Origin of the sequence: Achromobacter sp. ACM02 (assembly GCF_014851605.1) — a bacterium.
Taxonomy (GTDB): domain Bacteria; phylum Pseudomonadota; class Gammaproteobacteria; order Burkholderiales; family Burkholderiaceae_B; genus Achromobacter; species Achromobacter aegrifaciens.
In genome coordinates, this window is sequence record NZ_JACUZY010000005.1 from 399,526 (window position 1) to 422,561 (window position 23,036).

20 protein-coding genes and 1 tRNA gene are annotated in these 23,036 nt (G+C 66.5%); 8 read left to right on the plus strand and 13 right to left on the minus strand.

What is annotated here, in order from left to right:
* Positions 1-106: 106 nt before the first annotated feature.
* From IB258_RS17835 to IB258_RS17850, 4 genes are all read right to left on the minus strand, one after another.
* Complete coding sequence (locus tag IB258_RS17835) at positions 107-1,024, minus strand: ABC transporter permease (protein WP_125473640.1); 918 nt, start codon at positions 1,022-1,024, stop codon at positions 107-109.
* Between the two features lie 6 nt (positions 1,025-1,030).
* A complete protein-coding gene (locus IB258_RS17840) occupies positions 1,031-2,008 on the minus strand; it encodes an ABC transporter permease (RefSeq protein WP_054455165.1) in 978 nt (325 codons plus the stop codon).
* 49 nt (positions 2,009-2,057) lie between these two features.
* Positions 2,058-3,689 carry an ABC transporter substrate-binding protein gene (locus tag IB258_RS17845; RefSeq protein ID WP_119452134.1) on the minus strand — a complete coding sequence of 544 codons (1,632 nt, stop codon included), beginning with the start codon at positions 3,687-3,689 and terminating at the stop codon, positions 2,058-2,060.
* Positions 3,690-3,759: 70 nt separating this feature from the next.
* Complete coding sequence (locus tag IB258_RS17850) at positions 3,760-4,731, minus strand: succinylglutamate desuccinylase/aspartoacylase family protein (RefSeq protein ID WP_192352965.1); 972 nt, start codon at positions 4,729-4,731, stop codon at positions 3,760-3,762.
* A 281-nt stretch (positions 4,732-5,012) separates the two neighbouring features.
* Between IB258_RS17850 and IB258_RS17855 the strand changes: the two genes are divergently transcribed.
* Complete coding sequence (locus IB258_RS17855) at positions 5,013-5,927, plus strand: LysR family transcriptional regulator (protein WP_054455159.1); 915 nt, start codon at positions 5,013-5,015, stop codon at positions 5,925-5,927.
* Positions 5,928-6,009: 82 nt separating this feature from the next.
* Here the strand turns inward: IB258_RS17855 and IB258_RS17860 are convergent, their stop codons facing one another.
* From IB258_RS17860 to IB258_RS17870, 3 genes are all read right to left on the minus strand, one after another.
* Positions 6,010-7,623: an ABC transporter substrate-binding protein gene (locus IB258_RS17860; protein ID WP_054455157.1), complete on the minus strand. Its 1,614-nt coding sequence runs from the start codon at positions 7,621-7,623 to the stop codon at positions 6,010-6,012.
* 386 nt (positions 7,624-8,009) lie between these two features.
* Positions 8,010-8,243 (minus strand): hypothetical protein, encoded by a 234-nt coding sequence (locus tag IB258_RS17865; protein WP_054455155.1) that lies wholly within the window; start codon positions 8,241-8,243, stop codon positions 8,010-8,012.
* A gap of 120 nt (positions 8,244-8,363) precedes the next feature.
* Positions 8,364-9,224 (minus strand): NAD(P)H-hydrate dehydratase, encoded by an 861-nt coding sequence (locus IB258_RS17870; RefSeq protein ID WP_192352966.1) that lies wholly within the window; start codon positions 9,222-9,224, stop codon positions 8,364-8,366.
* Between the two features lie 113 nt (positions 9,225-9,337).
* Between IB258_RS17870 and IB258_RS17875 the strand changes: the two genes are divergently transcribed.
* The gene (locus IB258_RS17875) at positions 9,338-10,171 is read left to right on the plus strand and encodes an enoyl-CoA hydratase/isomerase family protein (RefSeq protein WP_054455150.1); all 834 of its coding nucleotides are present in this window, start codon (positions 9,338-9,340) and stop codon (positions 10,169-10,171) included.
* 46 nt (positions 10,172-10,217) lie between these two features.
* On the opposite strand, the gene IB258_RS17880 is transcribed toward IB258_RS17875, so the two are convergent.
* Complete coding sequence (locus IB258_RS17880; RefSeq protein WP_192352967.1) at positions 10,218-10,958, minus strand: enoyl-CoA hydratase-related protein; 741 nt, start codon at positions 10,956-10,958, stop codon at positions 10,218-10,220.
* Complete coding sequence (locus IB258_RS17885; protein ID WP_192352968.1) at positions 10,955-11,926, minus strand: nitronate monooxygenase family protein; 972 nt, start codon at positions 11,924-11,926, stop codon at positions 10,955-10,957. The genes IB258_RS17880 and IB258_RS17885 overlap by 4 nt, the downstream gene beginning before the upstream one ends.
* 194 nt (positions 11,927-12,120) lie before the next feature.
* On the opposite strand from IB258_RS17885, the gene IB258_RS17890 reads away from it, so the two are divergent.
* From IB258_RS17890 to IB258_RS17905, 4 genes are all read left to right on the plus strand, one after another.
* The gene (locus IB258_RS17890; protein WP_054455146.1) at positions 12,121-12,744 is read left to right on the plus strand and encodes a TetR/AcrR family transcriptional regulator; all 624 of its coding nucleotides are present in this window, start codon (positions 12,121-12,123) and stop codon (positions 12,742-12,744) included.
* A gap of 47 nt (positions 12,745-12,791) precedes the next feature.
* A complete protein-coding gene (locus IB258_RS17895; protein ID WP_054455144.1) occupies positions 12,792-13,940 on the plus strand; it encodes an acyl-CoA dehydrogenase family protein in 1,149 nt (382 codons plus the stop codon).
* 182 nt (positions 13,941-14,122) lie between these two features.
* Positions 14,123-15,352 (plus strand): CaiB/BaiF CoA-transferase family protein, encoded by a 1,230-nt coding sequence (locus IB258_RS17900; protein WP_054455142.1) that lies wholly within the window; start codon positions 14,123-14,125, stop codon positions 15,350-15,352.
* A 30-nt stretch (positions 15,353-15,382) separates the two neighbouring features.
* On the plus strand, positions 15,383-16,909 hold the full coding sequence (locus tag IB258_RS17905; protein WP_125472729.1) for a 3-hydroxyacyl-CoA dehydrogenase: 1,527 nt from the start codon (positions 15,383-15,385) through the stop codon (positions 16,907-16,909).
* Between the two features lie 90 nt (positions 16,910-16,999).
* Here the strand turns inward: IB258_RS17905 and IB258_RS17910 are convergent, their stop codons facing one another.
* From IB258_RS17910 to IB258_RS17920, 3 genes are read right to left on the minus strand one after another with little or no spacing between them, the layout of a single operon-like run.
* Positions 17,000-17,965, minus strand: a complete 966-nt coding sequence (locus tag IB258_RS17910) for a tripartite tricarboxylate transporter substrate binding protein (RefSeq protein ID WP_119452137.1) — start codon at positions 17,963-17,965, stop codon at positions 17,000-17,002.
* A 41-nt stretch (positions 17,966-18,006) separates the two neighbouring features.
* A complete protein-coding gene (locus IB258_RS17915; RefSeq protein ID WP_255508603.1) occupies positions 18,007-19,440 on the minus strand; it encodes a dihydroorotase family protein in 1,434 nt (477 codons plus the stop codon).
* Positions 19,421-20,485 carry a GTP-binding protein gene (locus IB258_RS17920; protein WP_192352969.1) on the minus strand — a complete coding sequence of 355 codons (1,065 nt, stop codon included), beginning with the start codon at positions 20,483-20,485 and terminating at the stop codon, positions 19,421-19,423. Before IB258_RS17920 ends, IB258_RS17915 begins: the two co-directional genes overlap by 20 nt.
* 160 nt (positions 20,486-20,645) lie before the next feature.
* Between IB258_RS17920 and IB258_RS17925 the strand changes: the two genes are divergently transcribed.
* The gene (locus IB258_RS17925) at positions 20,646-21,470 is read left to right on the plus strand and encodes an IclR family transcriptional regulator (RefSeq protein ID WP_054455132.1); all 825 of its coding nucleotides are present in this window, start codon (positions 20,646-20,648) and stop codon (positions 21,468-21,470) included.
* Positions 21,471-21,578: 108 nt separating this feature from the next.
* On the opposite strand, the gene IB258_RS17930 is transcribed toward IB258_RS17925, so the two are convergent.
* Complete coding sequence (locus IB258_RS17930; RefSeq protein WP_175180417.1) at positions 21,579-22,490, minus strand: cytochrome c5 family protein; 912 nt, start codon at positions 22,488-22,490, stop codon at positions 21,579-21,581.
* 232 nt (positions 22,491-22,722) lie between these two features.
* On the opposite strand from IB258_RS17930, the gene IB258_RS17935 reads away from it, so the two are divergent.
* Positions 22,723-22,797: transfer RNA gene (locus tag IB258_RS17935), tRNA-Arg, on the plus strand.
* The last annotated feature ends 239 nt before the right edge of the window (positions 22,798-23,036 follow it).

Consider the following 23,036-nt stretch of genomic DNA (forward strand, 5'->3'; position numbering starts at 1 on the left):
GCGCATGTAATGGAGATAGCTCCATCGGGATGCCGCGGAGCCGGCTTTGCCGGTCCGCAGGCATGCCCCCTTGAGGGGGAAGCGCGCAGCGCTTCGGGGGTGGGCCTCATCTCTTCGGGTCCAGGCTTTCGCGCAGGCGGTCGCCCACGATGTTGATGGAGAGGATCAGCACCAGCAGGGCGATGCCCGGGAACAGGCTGATCCAGTAGTCGCCCGACAGCAGGTACTGGAAACCGTTGGAAATCAGCAGGCCCAGCGACGGTTCGGTGATGGGCACGCCCACGCCTAGGAACGACAGCGTGGCTTCCAGCGCGATCGCGGTCGCGATCTGGATGGTGGCGAACACCATGACGGGGCCCAGGCAGTTGGGCAGCAGGTGGAACAGCATGATGCGCCAGGCGGGGAAGCCCAGGTTGGCGGCGGCTTCCACGTATTCCTTGCGGCGTTCCTGCAGGGCGCGGCTGCGCATGATGCGGGCGTAATGCCCCCACTGCACCAGCACCAACGCCAGGATCACCTTGTCGACCCCTCGCCCCAGCACCACCAGCAGCACCAGCGCCACCAGGATGGTCGGAAAGCCCAGGATGAAGTCGACGATGCGCATGAGCACGGTATCGACCACGCCGCCGACATAAGCGGCCACCAGGCCGATGGCGCCGCCCACGGCGGTGGCCAGGACCACGGCGGACAGGCCCACCATCAGGCTGATGCGCAGGCCATACAGGATGGCGCTGAGCATGTCGCGGCCCTGGTCGTCGGTGCCGAGCCAGGCGATGCTGCCGTCCATCAGCGCCTGGCGCGGCGCCAGGCGGCCGTCCATCAGCGAAAGGTTGGCGAGGTCGTAGGGATTCTGCGGCGCGAAGAAAGGCGCGAAGACCACCAGGACGATCAGGATGGTCAGCGCGATGACGGAGCCGCGCACCGTCGGGCGCGCGTGCAGTTTCTTCAGGATGGAGGCGCGCTGGGGCGTCTCAGCCAGGGGCTGGACGGTGCGGGTGCGGCCGGGATTCGGAGTTTGAGCCATGGCGGATTATTGAGCGGGAGTCACGAGCTGCACGCGCGGATCGAGCGTGGCGTACAGGATGTCCACAACCAGGTTGATGATCACGAAGATCAGGGTGACCAGCATCACGTAGGCCACCACGACCGGGCGGTCCAGCTGGTAGACGCTGTCGATCAGCAGCTTGCCCATGCCTGGCCAGGCGAACACGGTTTCGGTGATGGTGGAGTAGGCGATGAGGGTGCCGAATTCCATGCCGATCACGGTGACCACGGGGATCAGGATGTTGCGCAGGATGTGGCGGCGCACGATGCGGCCGGGCTTGACGCCCTTGGCGCGCGCGAACTTCACGTAGTCCTGGCTGCGGGCCTCGACTACGCCGGACGCGGTCAGGCGCAGCACCAGGGCGATGTTGGCCAGCGCCAGGTTGATCGCCGGCATGATCAGGTGCGACCAGCCATCGGCAGTCAGGATGGACAGCGGCACGCCCAGCACGGTGACCGTGTCGCCGCGGCCGGTGGCGGGCAGCCAGCCCAGCCATACCGCGAACAGCAGGATCAGCATCATGCCTTGCCAGAAGTTCGGCAGCGAAAAGCCCAGCACCGAAGTGGCCATGATGCCGCGGCCCAGCGGCTGGTCGCGGTACAGGCCCGCGATCAGCCCCAGCGGAATGCCGAACACACAGGTCAGCATGATGGCGACCACCACCAACTCGAACGTGGCGGGGATGCGCTGCACGATCAGCTCGATGGCGGGGATGCCGTGCACGAAGGATGTGCCCAGGTCGCCGTGCAGCGCGCGCCACAGGAATCCTGTGTATTGCTGCCATACCGGCAGGTCCAGGCCCAGGCGGGCGATCATCGCCTCGCGTGCGGCCTGGCTGGCTTCGGGGCTGACCAGCAGTTCGATCGGATCGCCCACGGCATAGACCGCGAAGAAGACCACGACCGAAACGGCCAGCAGCACGAACAGACTCTGTATCAGTCTGCGTAGGATGAACAAGGCCACGAGATTATTTCCTTGGTGGGCTCAGGGTTTGCGGGCGCCGCGTAGGGTCTTACTTGGCGGGCTTGGCCGACATGGCCAGGGTGTACTGGTCGGCGCGGCCTTCATAGGTCAGTCCCTTGCGGAACGCCCAGATGCTGCTTTCGAAATGCAGGGGAATGCTGGGCAGGTCGGCCAACGCCAGCGTCAGCGATTCCTGCAGCAGCTTTTCGCGCGCGGCCGGGTCCACGGTGACGAGGGCGCGCTTGAACACGCGGTCGAACTCGGGGTTGTCATAGCCGCCGTAGTTGCTGGTGCCAAGGCCGTGTTCCTTGTCGAACGCGCTGACCCAGTATTGCAGGAAGGACGAGGCCTCGCCGGTTTCCGACGACCAGCCGCCCATGGCGAAGCTGAACTCGCGCTTGGCGCGCTTGGGGAAGTAGACCGAGCGCGTCATGGTGTCGACGGTGGTCTTGATGCCCACGCGCGACAGGTATTGCGCCACTGCCTGCGTGACCTGCGCATCGTTGATGTAGCGGTCGTTGGTCGATGAGACGGTCAGCTCGAAGCCATTCGGGTAGCCGGCTTCGGCCAGCAGCTTCTTGGCGGCGGCCGGGTCGTACTTCAGCGCGGGCGGGTTGGGCAGGGTACCGAACATGCCGTCAGGCAGGAACTGGTTGGCCGGCGTGGCGGCGCCGTCCATGATGCGGTCGGCGATGGTCTTGCGGTCGATGGCCATGGAAATGGCGCGGCGCACGCGCACGTCCTGCAGCGGGTTCTTGCCGTCCGCGGCTTTCACGCCAGGGCTGGGATTGCGCGCCACGTCGGGCTGGAAATACACCACGCGCACCGACGGGGTGATGACGTGGCCGAAACCCGGCGTTTCCGAAATGCGCTTCACGTCGCGCGCGGCGGGATTTTCGATCAGGTCGAAGTCGCCCGCCAAGAGGCCGGTCAGGCGCGGGCCAGCGGCAGGCACCGGCACCAGCTTTACGTCCTTCCATGCCGGCTTCGCGCCCCAGTAGGCGTCGTTGCGCGTCAGTTCGATGGCGGTGCCCTTGACGTAGCTCTTGAGCGTGTAGGGCCCGGTGCCGATCACGGAGCGGCCGGTGTTGAAGTCGGCCACGGTAGGCCAGGAGCCGGTGACGCCGCACTTGTTCTTCAGGTCGAAGCTGATCGGGCCATGTTCTGCGATGCCGTTCCACAGCATGCCCATGCGGGTCAGGTCGTTGGGCAGCAGCGGATAGGGCTGGCGCGTCTTGATCACCAGCGTGTTGCCGTCGCGCACCTGCACGTCGGCGAACTTCTGCACGATGGAGGGGTACGAGCTGCTGATGGACTGCTCGTTGTTGACCACGCGACAGAAAGTGAACAGCACGTCCTGCGCCGTGAAGGGCTGGCCGTTGGAAAACTTGACGCCATCGCGCAGCGTGAATTCCCAGGTCGTGTCGTCCACCGGTTTCCAGGCCGTGGCCAGGCGCGGGATCAGGTTCATCTTGGCATCCTGCCCCACCAGCGTCTCGAACATGTGCGAGGTCATCGCATCGTTCGGCGTGGCCTGGTGGTAGTGCGGATCCATCGACGTCGGCTCGGACGACAGGCCGATCCGCAGAACGCCGGCGGCATCCTGGGCGATGGCCGCGGTGGTACAGGCGGCCATGGCGAAGGCCGTGAGCATGCTGCGGTAGAGCGTCTGGGCAGACATGGATTTTGTCCCTTTGTTGTATTGGTTATGGTGTTGCGGGGCGGCGTTCCTGGCGGGCCGCCGCGGGTCTTCAGGCGATGGGCTGCGCCAGCCGGACGACGGTCACGCCGGGCCGCAGATTGGCGGTGGAAGGCATGATCAGCACGCAATCGTCATAAGGCGTGACGACGGGCTCGCCCTCGGACCAGCCGATCAGGTCGCCGGCGCGGGCCAGCGTTTCCAGGCCCTTCCAGGGCTGGGCGAAGCGGAAATCGGCGCTCTTGGCGGCGATCGCATGCGTCACGCGCAGTGCGCGCTGCGTGGACGCGGCGGGGGCGAACCAATCCGCGGGCAGGTCGCCGCGGTCCACCGTGCCCGCTTCCACCAGGAAGCGCGCCAGCTGGTCGACAGCCACGCCGCGCGCTTCGGGCGCGCCATGGAAGCCGCATTCGATCAGCAGGGAACGGGTGCCGTTGTCGCCGGCTTCGCCGAAGCGGCCGTAGTCGCGCATGCGCACGCCCGCGGCGTGGCCGGCGTCGGCGATGATGGTGGCGGGGTTGCCCAGGGCCAGCGCCAGGTCGATATTGCGTTGCTCCATGCCGGTCAGCTGCAGCGGCACGTCGGAATTGCTCATCGAATGGAAATCCAGCAGCCAGTCGGCCTGCTCGACCCAGGGCTGGATCTCGGCTGCGCGGCGGCGTTCCTGGCTGGTCGGCACGCTCAGCTTGTCGTCGCTCCAGACGCGGTTCATGTCTTCGTCGACGAAGCGCGCGGGCGCGTAATTGGCAGGGTCGAAGCGATCGAATGCCGCCAGGTTGCAGAACGCCAGCGTCAGCGAACCGCGGCGCGGGCGCAGGCCCGCCGCCAGCGCGTCCTTCAGCGCCCAGGCGCCGCAGAGTTCATTGCCGTGGATCAGCGCGCTCAGCATGACGCGTTTGCCCGGCACGCCCGAATCGAAATGCCAGACCCCCGGGGTATCCGTGTTGCCCACCCGCTCTGCCGACAAGTTCGGACAGGCAAGTAGAAATGGACGCGGTGTGGACGCGGGGGCGGACGTGGGCATGGGAACTCCGATGAAGCGACGGGATTGTATAGGCGATGGCGCTGGGGGGGCGGCTAGCGGCCGGCATGAGCGGGCGCCGCGGCGCGACGGGCGCTGAAACAGGCTGCTAGCACGGGTTTTCCCTTATATATAGGGCGCGTCAGGCGCGCGCCGCCTTTGAGTATTGGGCGAATTCTAGGAGCTTGGCTGCTTTCTCTACAATTAGAATATTTATCTCGAGCTTTGCAGAAAAGGCAAAGCTTGTTCCCCATTCCCATTCTCTGAGAACCGCGAGGGCTGACGTGCACGGCATCGCCTTGAAGTATTTTCTGGAGGTAGCCCAGGCGGGCAGCCTGAGCGGCGCGTCCGAGCGCCTGCATGTGGCGGTGTCGGCCATCAGCCGGCAGATCGCCAAGCTGGAGGAAGAGGCGGGCGCGCCGCTGTTCGAGCGCGCCGCACGCGGCATGGTCCTGAGCGAAGCGGGCCAGCTGCTGCTGGCGCATGCCCGCCGCACCATGCTGGAAGCCGATTCCGTCCTGCAGGAAATCGCCGCCATCAAGGGCGCCGCGCGCAACGAGATCCGGGTGGCCTCTGTCGAGGGCGTGGCGCGGATCTTCCTGCCCTCGGTGATGGCGCGTTTTCGTCGCGACTGGCCCAACATCCGCTTCGACCTGCACGTGGGGTCGCCGGCCGAAGTCAGCCGCCGGGTGGCCGAAGGCAGCGTGGAACTGGGCATGGTCTTCATTGCCGAACGCATCGGCGGGGTCAGTCCGCGCTATTCGCGCCGCGCGCCGGTGCATGCGGTGATGGCGGCCGACCATCCGCTGGCGGGGCGCGCCAGCGTCAGCCTGCAGGATCTCAGCCAGTATCCGCTGGCGCTGACCGGGCCGGGCACCACCACGCGCCAGCTGTTCGAGATGGGCTGCGCGCTGGAGTCGGTGCAGCTGGAGCCAGCGCTGACCTGCAACGATTCCTCGCCCCTGCACGGCTTCGTCTTCGGGTCGGACGCCATCATGCTCAGCGGCTATATCTCGGTGGCCTGGAGCCTGCGGCGCGACGAGCTGATCGCCGTGCCGATTTCCAATGCCGAGCTGCAATCGCGCACCCTGCAGATCCAGGTCATGCCGGGCCGGGTGCTGCCGCCAGCGGCCGAGGCCTTTGTCGAATTGCTGGCGCGGGAGCTGGACGACGCGCTGCAAGGCAGGGCGGCCGCATAGTCCGCCAAGGATGCTGAAGTCCTCCGCCCAGGCAAAAAAACGGCTGCCCTGGGGCAGCCGTTCTTCGTTCAGGCGGACCTGATTACTTCTTTTCGGGCGTGACCGAAGTGGCCAGCGTGTACTGGTCGCGGCGGCCTTCGTAGGTGATGCCCTTGCGGAAGGCCCAGATGCTGCTTTCGAAGTGCAGCGGGATCAGCGGCACGTTGTCCAGCGCGATCTGGGTGGATTGCTGCAGCAGCTTCTCGCGCTTGGGCGCGTCCACCGTCACGATGGCTTCCTTGTAGACCTTGTCGAAGTCGGCATTGCTGAAACCGCCGTAGTTGCTGGTGCCCAGGCTGTTGGGGGAATCCAGGGATGCCACCCACAGCTGGAACAGGGCCGAGGCTTCACCCGTTTCCGCCGGCCAGCCGCCCATCGAGAAGCTGAACTCGCGCTTGGCGCGCTTGGGGAAATAGATGGAGGCCGTCATGGCGTCCACATTGGTCTTGATGCCGACGCGGGCCAGGTACTGGGCCACGGCTTGCGCCACCTGGCCGTCGTTGACGTAGCGGTCGTTGGTCGACGACAGGGTCAGTTCAAAGCCGTTCGGGTAGCCGGCTTCGGCCAGCAGCTTCTTGGCGCCTTCCGGGTCGAACTTGATTTCCGGCGCCTGGGGCAGCGCGCCGAACATGCCGTCGGGCATGTACTGGAAGGCGGGCGTGGCCATGCCGTCCATGATGCGGGCGGTGATGGTCTTGCGGTCGATGGCCATCGAAATCGCCTTGCGCACGCGCAGGTCCTGCAGCGGGTTCTTGCCGTCGGCGCTCTTGACGAAGGGGCTCGGGTTGCGGCCCACGTCAGGCTGGAAGAACACCAGGCGGGTCGACGGGGTGGCGACGAAACCGAACTTGGGGTTGTCCTTCAGGCGCGGCAGGTCGCGGGCGGCGGGGTTTTCGATCATGTCGAAGTCGCCGGACAAGAGGCCGGTCAGGCGCGGGCCGGCCGACGGCACCGGCACGAACTTCACTTCCTTCCAGTACGGCTTGGGACCCCAGTAGTTTTCATTGCGGACCAGCTCGATGCCGGTGCCCTTGACGTAGGACTTCAGGGTGTACGGGCCGGTGCCGATGGCGTCCTTGCCGTTGTTGAAGTCGGCCACGGTGGGCCAGGGGCCGGTCACGCCGCAACCCTTCTTGGGGTCGAACGTGAGCTTGCCGTGTTCGACGATGCCATTCCAGACGATGGGCAGCGAACGCGCCAGTTCGGCGGGCATCAGCGGGAAGGGTTCGCCGGTCTTGATGATGACGGTGTGCGCGTCCGGCGTCTGCACGTCGGTGATGCGCTTGGTCATGTCCATATAGGACTGCGACACGTTGGTTTCGTTGTTCAGCGTGCGGCAGATGGTGAACAGCACGTCTTCGGACGTGAACGGCTTGCCGTTGGAGAACTTGACGTCGTCGCGCAGCTTGAATTCCCAGGTCTGGTCGTCCAGCGTCTTCCAGGAGGTGGCCAGGGCCGGAACCAGCTTCATGTCGGCGCTGCGGCCCACCAGGGAACTGTAGACGTGCGCAGAGAAGGCGTCGTTCTGCGTCATCTTGTGGTAGTGGGGATCCGCCGAGGTGGGCTCGGCCGACAGGCCGATCTTCAGCGTCTGGGCTTGGGCGGCGGCCAGGGGAATGGCGGCGGCCGCAAGGGCCAGGGTGGTACGCAACTTCATGGTGACAACTCCGGATGGGGAACGAACCGGATCGCGCCTGCGTGTAAACCGGCCTGCGCCAGCCGCGCGGGCGGCCTCGCCTGGAAGGGGCTCAGGGGGTTTTGGCGCCGGGCACGACGGCAAGGGGCCGATTATCGGTAGGGGCTTCGCGCACTGTCAATGCGCAATGGCAAGCGCGGCGCTAGGGAAAACGCGGAGAGGGAGGGGGAAAGAGGGCGCCGCGCTGCCTCGTCTGGAGGCCTGCGCGGCGCGATGGCGCCCGGGTGAGGGGCTGGGCGCCGAAGAACCGCCGCAAGGGGCGCCGGGAAACCGGCGGGCGTTGCGGCGGGGTCGCGCCGGGCTGAATCGCGGGAGATCGATCGCGACTCAGGCCGGCGCGGCAGGGCTTACCACTGCGAACCGGAGAAGCGCGAGCTGGCGGCGCGGGCCTTGTTCATCGACTCGTTCACTTCGTCGATGAAGGAAAACACGGCGGCAACAGCTGCCACTACGGCTTGGCCGGCCTTCTTCAGGCTGGTCAGCGGATGGGAATTCGGTTGGTTCTCGAGGGCGCCGCGGAGCAGGTCACGCTCCAGCGCGTCGGTCAGGCGGGCAGTGTGGTTCAGGGTCAGTTCGCTCATGGTTTGCTCCAGTCCGTTTCGTCTTGGGGTAAACCATTATAGGGATAACCCTAGAACAAAAGCAATGCCATTTCTAGGGTAAACCCCTATATGTTGTAAAAATGTTTATGCCGCAGGGACTTAGCCGCCATTGCGCAGGGCGCGGGCGGCATCCGCCAGCTCTCCGGCGGTCAGTCCGATGGGGCCGACACCCTGGGCGACCAGCGCGTCGGCGGCCGCGCCGTGCAGCCAGACTGCCCCGGCGACCGCCTGCTCCAGCGGCAGCTTCTGGGCGATCAACGAGCCCAGCATGCCCGCTAATACGTCCCCGGTTCCGGCGGTGGCGAGCCCCGGATTGCCGCTGGTATTGACCCGCAGATCGCCATCCGGGGAGCAGACCACGGTGCCCGCGCCCTTCAGCACGATCCAGGCGCGGTAGCGCTGGGCCAGTTTCCTGGCGGCGGCCGGCCGGTCGGCCTGCACCTCGGCCGTGTCCATGCCGAGCAGCCGCCCGGCCTCGGCCGGGTGAGGCGTCAGCACCACGGCGCCCTCGCCCCAGTTGGGCTGGATGTCGCCGCGGGCCAGCAGATTCAGGCCGTCCGCGTCCAGCACCAGGGGCGAGCCGCGGCGCAGCACGAACAGTTCGGACAAGGCGTTGGCCGCCAGGGCGTCCGTGCCGATGCCGCAGCCCGCCACCCAGGCGGTGACGCCCCAGTCTTGTTCCAGCAGCGAGCGGGCGTCGCGCAGCATCAGTTCGGGCTGCAGCGGATCGCAGGCCAGCGGCGCGGCGTCCTGGGCGAAGCCGACCAGCACCTTGCCGGCGCCGGTCTTCAGGGCGGCGCGCGCGGCCAGCAGCGCCGCGCCCGTCATGCCCGGGCCGCCGCCCACAACGCCCACTGTGCCGAAACTGCCCTTGTGGGTGTCCTGGCCGCGCGGCGCGAACAGGGCGGGCAGGGCGGCGCGGTCGATGGCGCCGCCGGCGGACGGGGCGGTAGTGTTCATGGGCTGAGGCTCCTGGGGATGGCGGCGTGGCGCGAAAGCGCGTATCTACTATAGTGCGCCCAAACCGGCCGGCATCCGGCCCGGCCTCAAGACAAGATTACGTGGAGACGAACATGAGCGACATCACGCTGGAACACTATTCCGCCTATGAGTCCCTGAAACTGCGCCGGCACCCCGGCGGGGTGCTGGAGGTGATCATGGGCGCCAAGGGCGGCATGCCGGGCAAGCTGTCCACCGCCGATGACCGCATGCACCGCGAATTGGCCGACATCTGGCGCGATATCGACACCGACCCGGACACCCGGGTGGTGGTGATCCGCGGCGAGGGCAAGGGCTTTTCGGGCGGGGGCGACCTGGACCTGGTGCAGCAGATGGCCGACGACTTCGACGTGCGCACCCGCGTCTGGCGCGAGGCTCGCGACCTGGTCTACAACATCATCAACTGCAACAAGCCCATCGTGTCCGCCATGCATGGCGCGGCCGTGGGCGCGGGCCTGGTGGCCGGCCTGCTGGCCGACATCTCAATCGCGGCGCGCGACGCGCGCATCATCGACGGCCATACCCGCCTGGGCGTGACGGCCGGCGACCACGCCGCCATCGTCTGGCCGCTGCTTTGCGGCATGGCGCGCGCCAAGTACTACCTGATGCTGTGCGAAACCGTGACCGGCGAGGAAGCCGAGCGCATCGGCCTGGTGTCGCTGTGCGTGGACGAGGCTGAACTCATCGGCCGCGCCTTCGAGGTCGCCAACAAGCTGGCCGCCGGTTCCCAGACCGCCATCCGCTGGACCAAGTACTCGCTGAACAACTGGCTGCGCATGGCCGGACCCAGCTTCGATACGTCGCTGGCGCTGGAATTCATGGGCTTTGGCGGTCCGGACGTGCGCGAAGGGATCCAGTCCCTGCGCGAACGCCGCGCCCCGAACTTCCGGCCGGATTCGCCGTTCTGAGGCGACGGATTACGCGCGCCAGGCTAGGGCGCGCAATCCGGCTTTCCTACTTCTTGAAGAACTTCGCGAACGCCGCCTGCGCTTCCTCGGATTGCAGGCGGATGCGGAATTGCTGGGCTTCATAGTCCAGCGTGTCCTGGATCGCCTGGCGGTCCGGGCGGCGCAGCATGGCCTTGGTCAGGCGCAGCGCGGCCGGCGGCTGGCGCGCCAGGTCGGCGGCGGTGGCTTGCGCCGCCGCCAGCGCCTGGCCCTTGGGCGTGACCGAAGTGGCCAGCCCGGCGTCGCAGGCGTCCTGCGCCGTGAAGGCCTTGCCCTGCAACAGCCATTCAGCGGCGCGGCGGGCGCCGGCCAGGCGCGGCATCAGCAGGCTGGAAGCGCCTTCCGGGCACAGCCCCAGCGCCACGAACGGCATGCGCAAGGTGGCGCCTTCGCCGATGTGGACGAAATCGCAGTGCTGCAACAGGGTCACGCCGATGCCGATGGCATAGCCTTCGACTGCGGCGATGACCGGCACGTCCGCCATGACCAGCGCCCGCAGGAAGGTCAAGGCGGCGCTGTCGCCTGCGCCGCGTTCCGCCTGGAAGTCGCGCAAATCATTGCCCGCCGTGAAATGCTCGCCCGCGCCGGTCAGGACCACTGCCGCCAACGCCGTGTCGGCGCATGCCAGAGTGATCTGCTCGGTCAGGGCGGCATAAGTGGCCGTATCCAGCGCGTTGCGGCGGTCCGGGCGATTGATGGTCAGCGTCAGCATCGCGCCGTCACGGCTGACCTGCAGGCCGGCGCTCATGCGCCGAAACCGTTGGCCAGGCGGGACTTGGCGTCCGCGTATTCGCTGCGCAGCGTGTCCACGATCTGGCGGGTCGGCAGCACGCTGGCGATGCCGCCTACGCCCTGGCCCGCGCCCCAGATGTCCTTCCAGGGCTTGACCCGGGTGGAGCCGAAATTGGACGCGCCGCTGTCTGGCTGCGGCAGGTTGGCCGGGTCCAGGCCGGCGGCGGCGATGCTGGCCTTCAGGTAGTTGCCGGGAATGCCGGTGAAGAACGGGGTATACAGGATGTCCGAGGCGCTGGCGTCCACGATGGCGGACTTGTAGCCTTCGCTGGCGTTGGCTTCCTCGCTGGCGATGAAGCGCGTACCCATATAGGCGAAGTCCGCGCCCATGGCCTGCGCGGCCAGGATGTGCGCACCCGAGGTGATCGCGCCCGACAGGATCAGCGGGCCGTCATAGAAGCGGCGCACTTCGGACACCAGCGCGAAGGGGCTGAGCGTGCCCGCATGGCCGCCAGCGCCGGCGCACACCAGGATCAGGCCGTCCACGCCGGCTTCCAGCGCCTTTTCGGCGTGGCGGATGGTGGTCACGTCATGGAACACCTTGCCGCCCCAGTCATGGATGCCTTTGACCAGGTCGCCGGGCGCGCGCAGGCTGGTGATGATGAGCGGCACGCGGTGGCTGGCGCACACGGCCAGGTCCTGCTCCAGCCGGTCGTTGGACTGATGGATGATCTGGTTGACCGCAAACGGCGCCACCGTCGCGCCGGGGTTGGCCTCGCGGTGCGACGCCAGGCCGGCCTGGACTTCGTCCAGCCAGTCGGTCAGCAGGCTCTGCGGACGCGCGTTCAGCGCGGGGAACGACCCCACGATGCCGCTGGTGCACTGCGCCACCACCAGCTTGGGATTGGACACGATGAACATCGGGGCGCAGATGACCGGCAGGGACATCTGGCCGTACAAATCAGTCACGAGAGAGTGGGGCATGGCTTCGTCGCGGAAAAAGGTCACGGGAGAACTTGAACATCGGGACTTGAACACCGTTGGCGGGTGTGCCTATAATTACCTACCGACCGTCCGGTAATTAATTAATCCTTATTAAACGGCATGCGCTGAAGCGCTGTCAATGGAGGTACGCGAGTCCCTCCGGCAGCTGCGGCGCGGCCCCTGCAAAGGCTGCCATGGCGACCTCCGCCCCTCCCGCCCAGAAACGCGCCCGCGCCGGCCGGCCGCCCACCGTGGCGGCCCCGCGCGAACGCATCCTGGAAGAAGCCGCCAAGCTCTTCGCCCAAAGCGGCTACGACGGTAGCTCGGTGTCCGACCTGGCCGGCGCGCTCGGCGTGTCCAAGGCGGCCATCTACCACTACTACACCACCAAGCAGGACATCTACGACGCCATCATCCTGGCCGTGCTCAGCGGCCTGACGCAGGCCGTCGCCCAGGATGTGGCGCGGGCGGAGGGCGCCACGGCCCGGCTGCGCGCCTTCATGGTGGGCCACGCGCGCTACTTCGAGCAGCACCACGCCGAATTCGTCACCATGCTGATCGGCTATTCCGGCATGGCCCTGACCGAACGCGAAGACGCCGCCCGGCTGCGCGACGGCTACGAGAAGCGCCTGCGCGAACTGATCGCGCAAGGCGTCGCCGCCGGCGAGTTCCGCGCGCTGGACGTGGCCGCCGCGGGCCGCGCCGTGCTGTCCATGCTGAACTGGATGGTGCGCTGGTACAAGCCCGGCCAGGGCGACAGCGCCGAAGCCATCGCCGCCGGCTATTTCGATCTATTGGTCGGAGGCATGCGCGCCTGAGGCGCGGCTGTCCCCGGCTTGCCCCGTATCTTCTTGAGACTCCCACCATGGCCCTCGATACCGAAACCCTGAACCTGTTGCTGGACGCCGTGCGCCGCTTCGTGCACGAACGCCTGATCCCCGCCGAAGACGAACTCGCCGAAAGCGGCCAGGTGCCGCCCGACATCGTCAACGAGATGCGCGACCTGGGCCTGTTCGGCCTGTCCATCTCGCCCGACCATGGCGGCCTGGGCCTCACCATGGAAGAGGAAGTGCGAGTGGTCTTCGAACTGGGGCAGACCTCGCCCGCGTTCCGTTCGCTGGCCGGCACCAACATCGGCATCGGCTCGCAGGCCATCGTGCTGGCCGGTACCGACGAGCAGCGCGCCCGCTACCTGCCCAAGCTGGCCAGCGGCGAATTGATCGGCTCGTTCGCGCTGACCGAACCCGACGCAGGTTCCGACGCAATGGCGCTGCGCCTGTCCGCGGTGCGCGATGGTGACAGCTACGTGCTCAACGGCACCAAGCGCTACATCACCAACGCGCCCATCGCCGGCCTGTTCTCTGTCATGGCCCGCACCGCGCCGGAACGCCGCGCCAATTCCATTTCGTGCTTCCTGGTCGAAGCAGGCACGCCGGGCCTGACCATCGGCAAGCCCGACAAGAAGATGGGCCAGGCCGGCGCCCTGACCAGCGACGTGGTGTTCGACAACTGCCGCGTCCCGGCCAGCGCGCTGCTGGGCGGCGAAGAGGGCAACGGTTTCCGCACCTCGATGCGGGTGCTGGACAAGGGCCGCCTGCATATCTCGGCGCTGTGCGTGGGCATCGCCGACCGCCTGCTGAGCGATGCCGTGAAGTACGCCATTGAGCGTAAGCAATTCGGCCAACCCATCGCCGAATTCCAGCTGATCCAGGCCATGATCGCCGACAGCCAGGCCGAACTCTACGCCGCGCGCTGCATGGTGCTGGACGCCGCCCGCATGCGCGACCGCGGCGAGAACACCACCATGCAGGCCGCTTGCTGCAAGCTGTACGCCACCGAAATGGTGGGCCGCGTGGCTGACCGTGCGGTGCAGATCCACGGCGGCGCCGGCTACATGTCGGAGTACGCGGTCGAGCGCTTCTACCGCGACGTGCGTCTGTTCCGCATCTTCGAAGGCACTTCGCAGATCCAGCAGCTGGTGATCGCCCGCGAAACCATCAAGGCGCATTCCTGAGCGCGGACCCGGCGCAAGAGGCTAATATCCTGCATGACTGACGGTGATCCGGCGCACGGCCCATGGCCGCGCCGGCATATGACGCGCCAGCGGCCGCGCGCCGCCGGCATGACGGAATTCCAGTCTGGCTTGCGCGCCGCCGCAAGCCGGACGTTTTCATTTCTCTTCTAGCGAAAAGACTAATGTCGCAACGTCCCGCTCCCCTTACCGGCATACGCGTGCTGGATCTCACCCGCGTCCTGGCGGGTCCCTGGTGCACCCAGAACCTCGCCGACCTCGGCGCCGAGGTCATCAAGATCGAACGCCCCGGCGCGGGCGACGACACGCGGGCCTGGGGGCCTCCGTACCTGAAGGACGAGGCGGGCAACGACACCACCGAAGCTGCGTATTACCTGTCCGCCAACCGCAACAAGCTGTCGGTGGCGCTGGACATCGCCTCGCCGCGCGGCGCCGAGCTGGTGCGCGAACTGGCGCTGCAAAGCGACATCCTGGTTGAAAACTTCAAGGTGGGCGGCCTGTCCAAGTACGGCCTGGACTACGAAAGCCTGAAGGAGCTCAACCCGCGCCTGATCTACTGCTCCATCACCGGCTTCGGCCAGACCGGCCCTTACGCCAGCCGCCCCGGCTATGACTTCATGATCCAGGGCATGGGCGGGCTGATGAGCATCACCGGCGAACGCGATGACCTGCCCGGCGGCGGGCCGCAGAAAGCGGGCGTGGCGGTGACCGACCTGATGACCGGCATGTACTCCACGGTGGGCATCCTGGCCGCGCTGCACGAGCGCTCGCGCAGCGGCCTGGGCCAGCACATCGACATGGCGCTGCTGGACTGCCAGGTCAGCATGCTGGCCAACCAGAACCTCAATTACATGACCTCGGGCGTGGCGCCCAAGCGCGCCGGCAATGCGCACCAGAATCTGGTGCCTTACCAGGTCTTCGCGGCCAGCGACGGCCACCTGATCGTGGCGGTCGGCAACGACAGCCAGTTCCGCAACTACTGCGGCGCGATCGGCCTGCCCGAGCTGTCGGCCGATCCGCGCTTTGCCACCAATCCGCAGCGCGTGAAGAACCGCGCCGAACTGGTGCCGCTCCTGGCCGAACGCATGGCCACCGGCGCGCGCGACCACTGGCTGGCCGCGCTGGAAGGCGTGGGCGTTCCCGCCGGCCCCATCAACACGCTGGACCAGGTCTACGAAGACCCGCAGGTCCTGGCGCGCGGCATGAAGCGCGAAATGCCGCATCCGACCGCGGGCACAGTGCCCATTGCCTCCAGCCCGCTGAAGTTTTCCGACAGCCCGGTCGAGTACCGTCGTCCGCCGCCCATGCTGGGCGAGCACACCGAACAGGTGCTGTCCGAGAAGCTGGGCCTGTCGGCCGAAGAAATCCTGGCGCTGGCGCAAAGCCGGGCCTGAACCCCATCCAATAAAAGCAGGAGAGTGTTGATGAAGGAGATTCAAACCATCGGCGTCGTCGGCGCCGGGGCCATGGGGCGCGGCATCGCGCAGATCGCGGCGCAGGCCGGACTGCGCGTGCGCCTGTACGACACCAGCGCCGATGCCGTGGCGGCTGCGCGCGAATCGTTGCGCCAGACATGGGACAAGCTGGCCCAGAAGGGCAAGCTGAGCGCGGCCGACGCGCAGGCCGCGCTGGAACGCGTGGAATCCGCCACCGCGCTGACCGACATGTCCAACTGCCAGCTGGTGGTGGAAGCCATCGTCGAACGCCTGGACGTCAAGCGTGACCTGTTTGCCGCGCTGGAAGGCGTGGTGGCCGAAGATTGCATCCTGGCGTCGAACACCTCGTCGCTGTCGATCACCGCCATCGCCGCCGCCTGCAAGCGGCCGCAGCGCGTGGCCGGCTACCACTTCTTCAACCCGGTCGCGCTGATGAAGGTGGTCGAAGTCATCGACGGCCTGCGCAGCGCGCCCGAAGTCGGCGACGCGCTGGCCGAGCTGGCGCGCCGCATGGGCCACACGCCCGTGCGCGCCAAGGACATGCCGGGCTTCATCGTCAACCACGCTGGCCGCGGCATGAATACCGAAGGCCTGCGCGTGGCGCAGGAAGCCGTGGCGACCTTCGCCCAGGTCGACGCCGTGATGCGCGAGCAGGCCGGTTTCCGCATGGGTCCGTTCGAACTGCTGGACCTGACGGCGCTGGACGTGTCGCACCCCGTCATGGAGTCCATCTACCGCCAGTTCTTCGACGAGCCGCGCTTCCGTCCTTCGCCCATCACCACCGTGCGCCTGGCAGGCGGGCTGATCGGCCGCAAGGCCGGCGAAGGTTTCTACGTCTACGCCGACGGCCAGAAGCAGGTGCCGGCCGAGCCGCCCGTGCCGGCGCTGCCCGAAAACCTGAAGGTCTGGGTCAGCCCCAAGCACGGTGAAGGCTACGCCCGCGCCGCCGCGCTGGTCGAAAAGCTGGGCGCCACGCTGGTGACCGGTTCCACGCCCGACGCCGACGCGCTCATCCTGGTCACGCCCTACGGCGAAGACGTCTCCACCACCGTTTCCGCGCAAGGCCTGAACGCGGCCCGCACGGTCGGCCTGGACACGCTCTACGCCTTCGACAGCGCCAAGCGCCGCACCATCATGGTGTCGCCCGCCACCGAAGCCAAGTGGCGCGACGCCGCGCACGCGCTGCTGGCTGCGGACGGCATGCCCGTCACGGTGATCGAGGATTCGCCTGGCTTCATCGCCCAGCGCATCGTCGCCACCATCGTCAACATCGCCAGCGACATCGCGCAGCAGCAGATCGCCACGCCCAAGGACATCGACCTGGCGGTGACGCTGGGCCTGGGTTATCCGGTGGGCCCGCTGGCCCTGGGCGACAAGCTCGGCGCCGACCGCATCCTGGAAATCCTCAAGAGCATGCAGCGCGTGACCGGCGATCCACGCTATCGCCCCAGCCTGTGGCTGCAGCGCCGCGTGCAGCTGGGCATGTCGCTGACCAAGGCGGCTGGCGAAGAGTGACGCGATGAGCATGGCAGGCGCCGCCCTGGCATGCGAAAAAGCCCGCAAGACATCATGTCTTGCGGGCTTTTTTTCGCGACGCCGGCCGCCTCAGTTCGCCGGCTTGACCCCGATCAGGGACACCAGCGGCGTCCATAGCGCGATGTCGTCGCGGATGCGCCGGGCGAACTTCTCCTTTACTTCGCCTGCCCGCGGCTGGCTGCCGGACGCGTCGAATTTACTGAGCACCTCCGGGTCGCGCAGCATGACCTGCACGGCGTCGGCCAGCCTGTCCACCACTTCGGCGGGCGTGCCAGGGGGCGCGAACAGGCCGTTCCAGGTTTCGATCTCGTGTCCGGAGATGGTGTCGGCGATGGCCGGCACGCCGGGCAACTGAGGCACGGGCTGGCGGCTGGACACGCCCAGGAAACGAATGCGGCCGCTGTCCTTGTACGGCAGGATTTCGGAGATGTTGGCCGAGTACAGATCGGTCGTGCCGCCCATGGTGTCGAGCAGGGCGGGCGCGCCGCCCCGGTAGCCGATCAGTGTCGCCTCGACACCCGCGCGCTTGAGAAACACCAGCACCGACATGTGCGACATCGACCCTTCGCCGCCGTGCGCGACGGTCAGCGCGCCCGGCTTGGCCCGGCCATACTCGATCAGTTGCGCCAGGCTCTGGAAACGCGAACTGGACGGCACCGTGAGCACCAGCGGATTGCTGGCGATGTTGGCGACCGGCACCAGATCGTTCAACGGGTCGTAACGCACATTGAACAAAAACCGCACCAGCGAAACCTGGCCGATGGAGCCCACCATCAGCGTGTTGCCGTCGTTGCGCGAGCGTATCAGCGCATCGGTGGCAATAGTGCCGCCTGCGCCGGCCTGATTCTTCACGACGACCGATGAACCCAGGGTGCGGCGTAGCGAATCGGAGGTAATGCGCGCCACATAGTCGGTGTTGCCGCCCGGCGGGTACGGCACGATCAACGTGATGGCGGTCCCGTCCTGGGCGCGGACCAACGTGGGCAGCAGCAATGGCGCAGAAGCCAACAGCCGCGAGAACTGACGACGATTCATGATGTTTTCCCCTTGTGTCGTAGTGATGCGCGGCCTGGGCTTCAGCGTACCGCGGCAGCCATCTGGCCGCCGCCCTTGGCGCCGACCACTTTACCGTCCGCATATACCGTGGCGCCGCGCACCATGGTGTGCACCGGCTTGCCCTTGAGGCGGCGGCCGGCATAGGGGCTCCAGCCCACCAGGCTGAGCACGTCCTCGTCACGCACCTCGTATTCCGTCTCCAGATCGACCAGCACCAGATCGGCGTCCAGGCCCGCGCGGATTTCACCCTTGCTGCGCAGTCGGAACAATTCCGCGGGCTTGGCCGAACATGCCTCGGCCACGCGCTCCAGGCTGATCTTGCCTTCCTGGGCCGCCGTCAGGAACATGCTCAGGTAGAACTGCGTCGATGGCGTGCCGGTATGGGCTTTCCAGCCATCGGTCCAGCCCACTTCCTTTTCTTCGCGCGTGTGCGGCGCATGGTCGGTGGCGATGATGTCGATCGTTCCGTCGTTCAGGCCTTCCCACAAGCCGGGCACGTTCTTCTCCGGCACCCAGTACGACAGCGCATACGAGCCCAGGCGCTGGATGGCCGACCATTCGCAACCCAGGAACAGGGCCCAGGGATTGATTTCGCAGGTGACCTTCTGGCCTGCCGCCTTGGCCTCGCGGATGAGCTGCACGCTGCCGGCGGTCTGGGTGTGCAGGATGTGCAGGTGGCAGCCGGCCGCCTTCTGCAGCCGCAGCAGCGTGGCAATGGCGGTTTCCCAGATCACGCCATCGTGGGCGGCGTAGGCGCGCGCATAGGCGAGAGCGTCGCGTTCGCCCCGGTCCCAGTAGGTCTGTTCGATCACGTCCATCAGGGCCTGGTCGTGGGGATGCACCATCAAGGGCACGTCCAGTTCGGCGCAGCGCTGCATGATGCGCAGCAGCTTGCCGTGATCATGCACGCCGATGCCGGGCATGTGCGGGTAGTCTCGGCCCGTGTCCACCACCATGAAGATCTTGAACGCGGCGATACCCGTGGCGGTCATGGCTTCCATTTCCGACTCTATCGTCGGCGCCGGGTTGAAGTTCCAGTCGACCACGGCATCGCTGCGGTAGATGGCGAACTGCTTTTCCAGCAGGTCCAGCGAGTTGGGCGGCGGATTGACGTTGGGCATGCCCACGCTGGTGGTAACGCCGCCAGCGGCGCATTGCTGCGTGGCGGTGAGGATGGTGTCCTTGTACTCGAACCCCTTCTGCGAGCCCTGGCGGTGGTGCGAGTGCATGTCGATCGCGCCCGGCAATACGGCCAGGCCGCTGGCGTCGATGACGTTGCGCGCCTCGGGTTCGCTGCCTGCCTCGTACAAGCCGGCGATCTTGCCGTCGCGGATGCCGATAGAGGCGCGCACCTGTCCCTGGGGAGTGACCACCAGGCCGTTCTTGATCAAAGTGTCCATGCTGTTTTCCTTGTGATGGGGAATGCCGAAACGATCAGGCCGCGCAGGCGGCAGGCGGGAGGGCGCGCTCGCGCACCGTGTCCCAGACCTGCATGACGTAGTCCTTGCTCAGGCCTTTGGTAATGAAAACCATGCGGGATTGCCGGTCCGCGTCCGGCCATTGCGGCAACTCGACAGGCGGATGGAACAGGCGCTGCACCGCTTGCAGCACGATGGGCCGTTCGTGGCCGGCGATGTGCAGAATGCCTTTGACGCGCAGCAGCTCGTCGGGATGCGCCATGACCAGCGCATCCAGCCAGGCGCTGACCTGGGACCAGTGCAGGGGGGCGGCGAAGTCCAGGCAGAAGCTGTCGATGCGCGCATGGTCATGCGCATGCGTGTGTTCATGGTGGCGCCCATGCCCATGCCCGTCCGCGTAGGGCGCGGCATTGAGCCATTGCCGCGCCTGCTCCGGGCGCACATCCACGTCATAGACGTCGGCTCCGTCCAGCACGGTGGCGTCCGGCCGGGCGGCGGGGTCGCAGACCAGGCGCGTGGCGCCGGGGTTGACTTGCGCAAGCGTGTCCACAAGCGCCGTGGCGCGCGCGTCCGGCAGGTCGGTCTTGGTGACGATCAAGGCATCGGCCACAGCCACCTGCTTGATGGCTTCCGGGTGTGCCGCCAGGGTGCCTGGCCCGTTGACGGCATCCACCACGGTCAGCACGCGGTTCAGGCGAAACGAGCGCGCCACCGGAAACGTCATCAAGGCCTGGATGACCGGCACCACGTCGGCCATGCCCGTGGTCTCGATCAGGACGCGGTCGAAGGCCGGAATCTGGCCAGCGCTGCGCTTGGCGCGCAAATCGCGCAGCGTCTCGACCAGATCGCCCTGCACGGTGCAGCACAGGCATCCCGTGCTCAGTTCGATGGTGTTGTCGTTACTGCTGGCGATCAGCGCGTGATCGATGCCGATCTCGCCAAACTCGTTGACGATGACCGCCGCATCGGCCAGCGCCGGATCGCGCAGCCAGTGATTCAGCAGAGTGGTCTTGCCGCTGCCCAGGAATCCCGTCAGCAAGGTGACCGGAATGCGTGTTTCGGAGGTTCCATCGATTGCCATGATGCGCCTTTGCAAAAAACATTAAATTCGCAACCATTGCGATTAAATGAATTTTTGCATCGAGTTGACGCTTTGGCAAGTCCCCCGCGATTTCGCGCCACAGCCCCGGGGCAGAGGGAGGGATGACGCTGCTAGAATCGCGGAGAAAATAAATTTCGCAATGGATGCGAAATTGCGGGCCGTAAAGGCGCAACAACAAAGAGAGGGCGACGTGGCGGGTGAAATCAGGACGCGCAACCGGATACTGCACATCCTGCAGCTCTATGACAGGAGCGCCGCATGGTCGGTGGAGGAAATCGCCGTTGAAATGGATGTGTCCGTCAGCTCGGCCTATCGCGACGTGCAGGAACTGGTGCGCGCGGATTTCCTGACCCCGGTGATGGGCGCGCGCTACGTGCTGGGACCTACATTTGCCCATTTCGACCTGCTGATGCGCCATGGCGACCCCTTGCTCAAGGTGGCGGAGCCGCTGATGCGGCGGCTGGTGGAGGCCACCACGCCCTCGTCGGCCTCGGTGCTCACGCGCAGCTACCAGGACAAGGTCATGTGCATCCACCAGGAAATCGGCGACCCGGCCGCGCGCGTGGGCCGCTACGAACGCGGCGCCACCATGCCGATGTTCCGCGGCGCCACCTCCAAAGTCATCCTGGCGCACCAGAGCCGCCGCGCCCTGGAGCGCATGTACCTGGCCCACGAAGAGGAAGTGCGCGCCATTTCGCACTGGAAGAGCCTGAAGGACCTGTGCCTGGAACTCGATGCCATCCGCGAGGCGGGCGTCGCCGTCAGCGATTCCGAGATCACGCCGGGGACCATAGGCATTGCTGCGCCGATTTTTCTGGAGCAACGCGTGGTGGCCGGGCTGAGCCTGATCGTGCGCGCCGAGCATTGCCGTCTCGAGCCGTTCCGCGCGGCGGTCATCGAGGCCGCCGGCCAGATCAGCAGCCAGTTGGCCGAGGTGGAAGGCGCCTGGGTGGCGCGCGCCTGAGCGCCAGCACAAGACTTCGCAATCGAGTCGCGCCCGCGGTCTGGCGCAAAGAAAAAGCCCCCTGATCAGATCAAGGGGCTTTATTCATCATGGGCCGCGAGCCTTACTTCACTTGGCCGCATCCACCATGTACTGCACCGCTGCGCGGATGTCGTCTTCCGAGGCGTTGGCCGCGCCGCCCTTCGGGGGCATCGGCGGCTTGCCTTGCATGGCGACCTTCACCATGGCGTCCATGCCGGTCTTGATGTAGGGCTCCCAGGCGGCCTTGTCGCCGAACTTGGGGGCGTTGGCCACGCCGGTGGCATGGCAGGCGAAACAGACGCTCTTGTACAGCTTTTCGCCAGCCGGATTGACTGCCGCTGCTTGCGGCGCGGCGGCTTGGGCTGCCGGAGCGGGAGCAGGCGCGGCGGCGGCCGGTGCCGGGGCTGCCGCAGCGGGGGCGGCAGCGGCGGGCGCTGCAGGCGCTGCGGCGGGAGCGGCAGCGGCTTCCTTCTTGTCGCCTTCCGCGGCCGGAGCGGCGGGTTCGGGCAGCGAAGCGCCCGACTTGTTTGCCATGTACACCACGGCGCGCGCGACTTCGTAGTCGGACAGCGTGGGGTTGCCACCCTTGGCGGGCATGCCGCCCTTGCCGTGCAGGGCCACGTTCATCATGGCGTCGTAGCCCGCGGTGATGAAGGGCGCCCAGGCGGCGTTATCGCCCACCTTGGGTGCGCCAGCCACGCCGGCGGTATGACAGGCCGTACAGACGGCGGCGAAGACCTGTTCGCCGGTCTTGAAGACCTTGGGGGCATTTGCATCGACCAGCTGGAAACCCGCGACCGGGGCAATGCGCTTGGCGACAGCTTCTTGGGACAGCGTGTCCGAACCCGCTCCTGTTTTGGTGCCCGAGACCACCATGTTCACCAATAGGATGATGATGGCGATCGGGATCACGAAAGACAGGACGATCGTGACGATCAGTTGCTTCGGGGTCTTGATGGGGGAGGAGTGCTCTTCTATGTGTTCCTGCTCGTTGCTCATGACCAAATCCTGCTAACGGGTACCGGGGGCGCCTGGCGGCGGCAACAGAAAATCAGTACTGCACAAGTCGGCGGCATGAAGAGCCCGCCTTGCAAGCAAACGCTGGATTATATAACGGTGTCATAGACACGAGTCCAATGCAACCGACGGGGTTTTCGCTGAGTTTGCCGGAAGATTTGATCCCGTTCATGCAGTTCAGCGAAAACTGGGTACAATACCGCCTCCTTGCGCTGCGCCCGTAGTTCAATGGATAGAATGAGAGTTTCCGAAGCTCTTGATACAGGTTCGATTCCTGTCGGGCGCGCCACCAAATCCAAGACTAAGGAATGGCTTGGGTCCGCACTGGGCCTGAATGTGGCTGTTCCGATTCCGGTTCAGAAGGCCTGATTGGCCTCGCCCGAAGATGCCGCGCAGCAAGCCGCCGCATCGTGTCTCTCCCCTGGCTGATTTGCCATCTTGTCGATCCACTTCGAGTAGCGCTCGAAGAGCATCTTGACGTCTTGCGCCCATCTGCGTGGACGGATGCTTCAGGATATGCCACTTCAA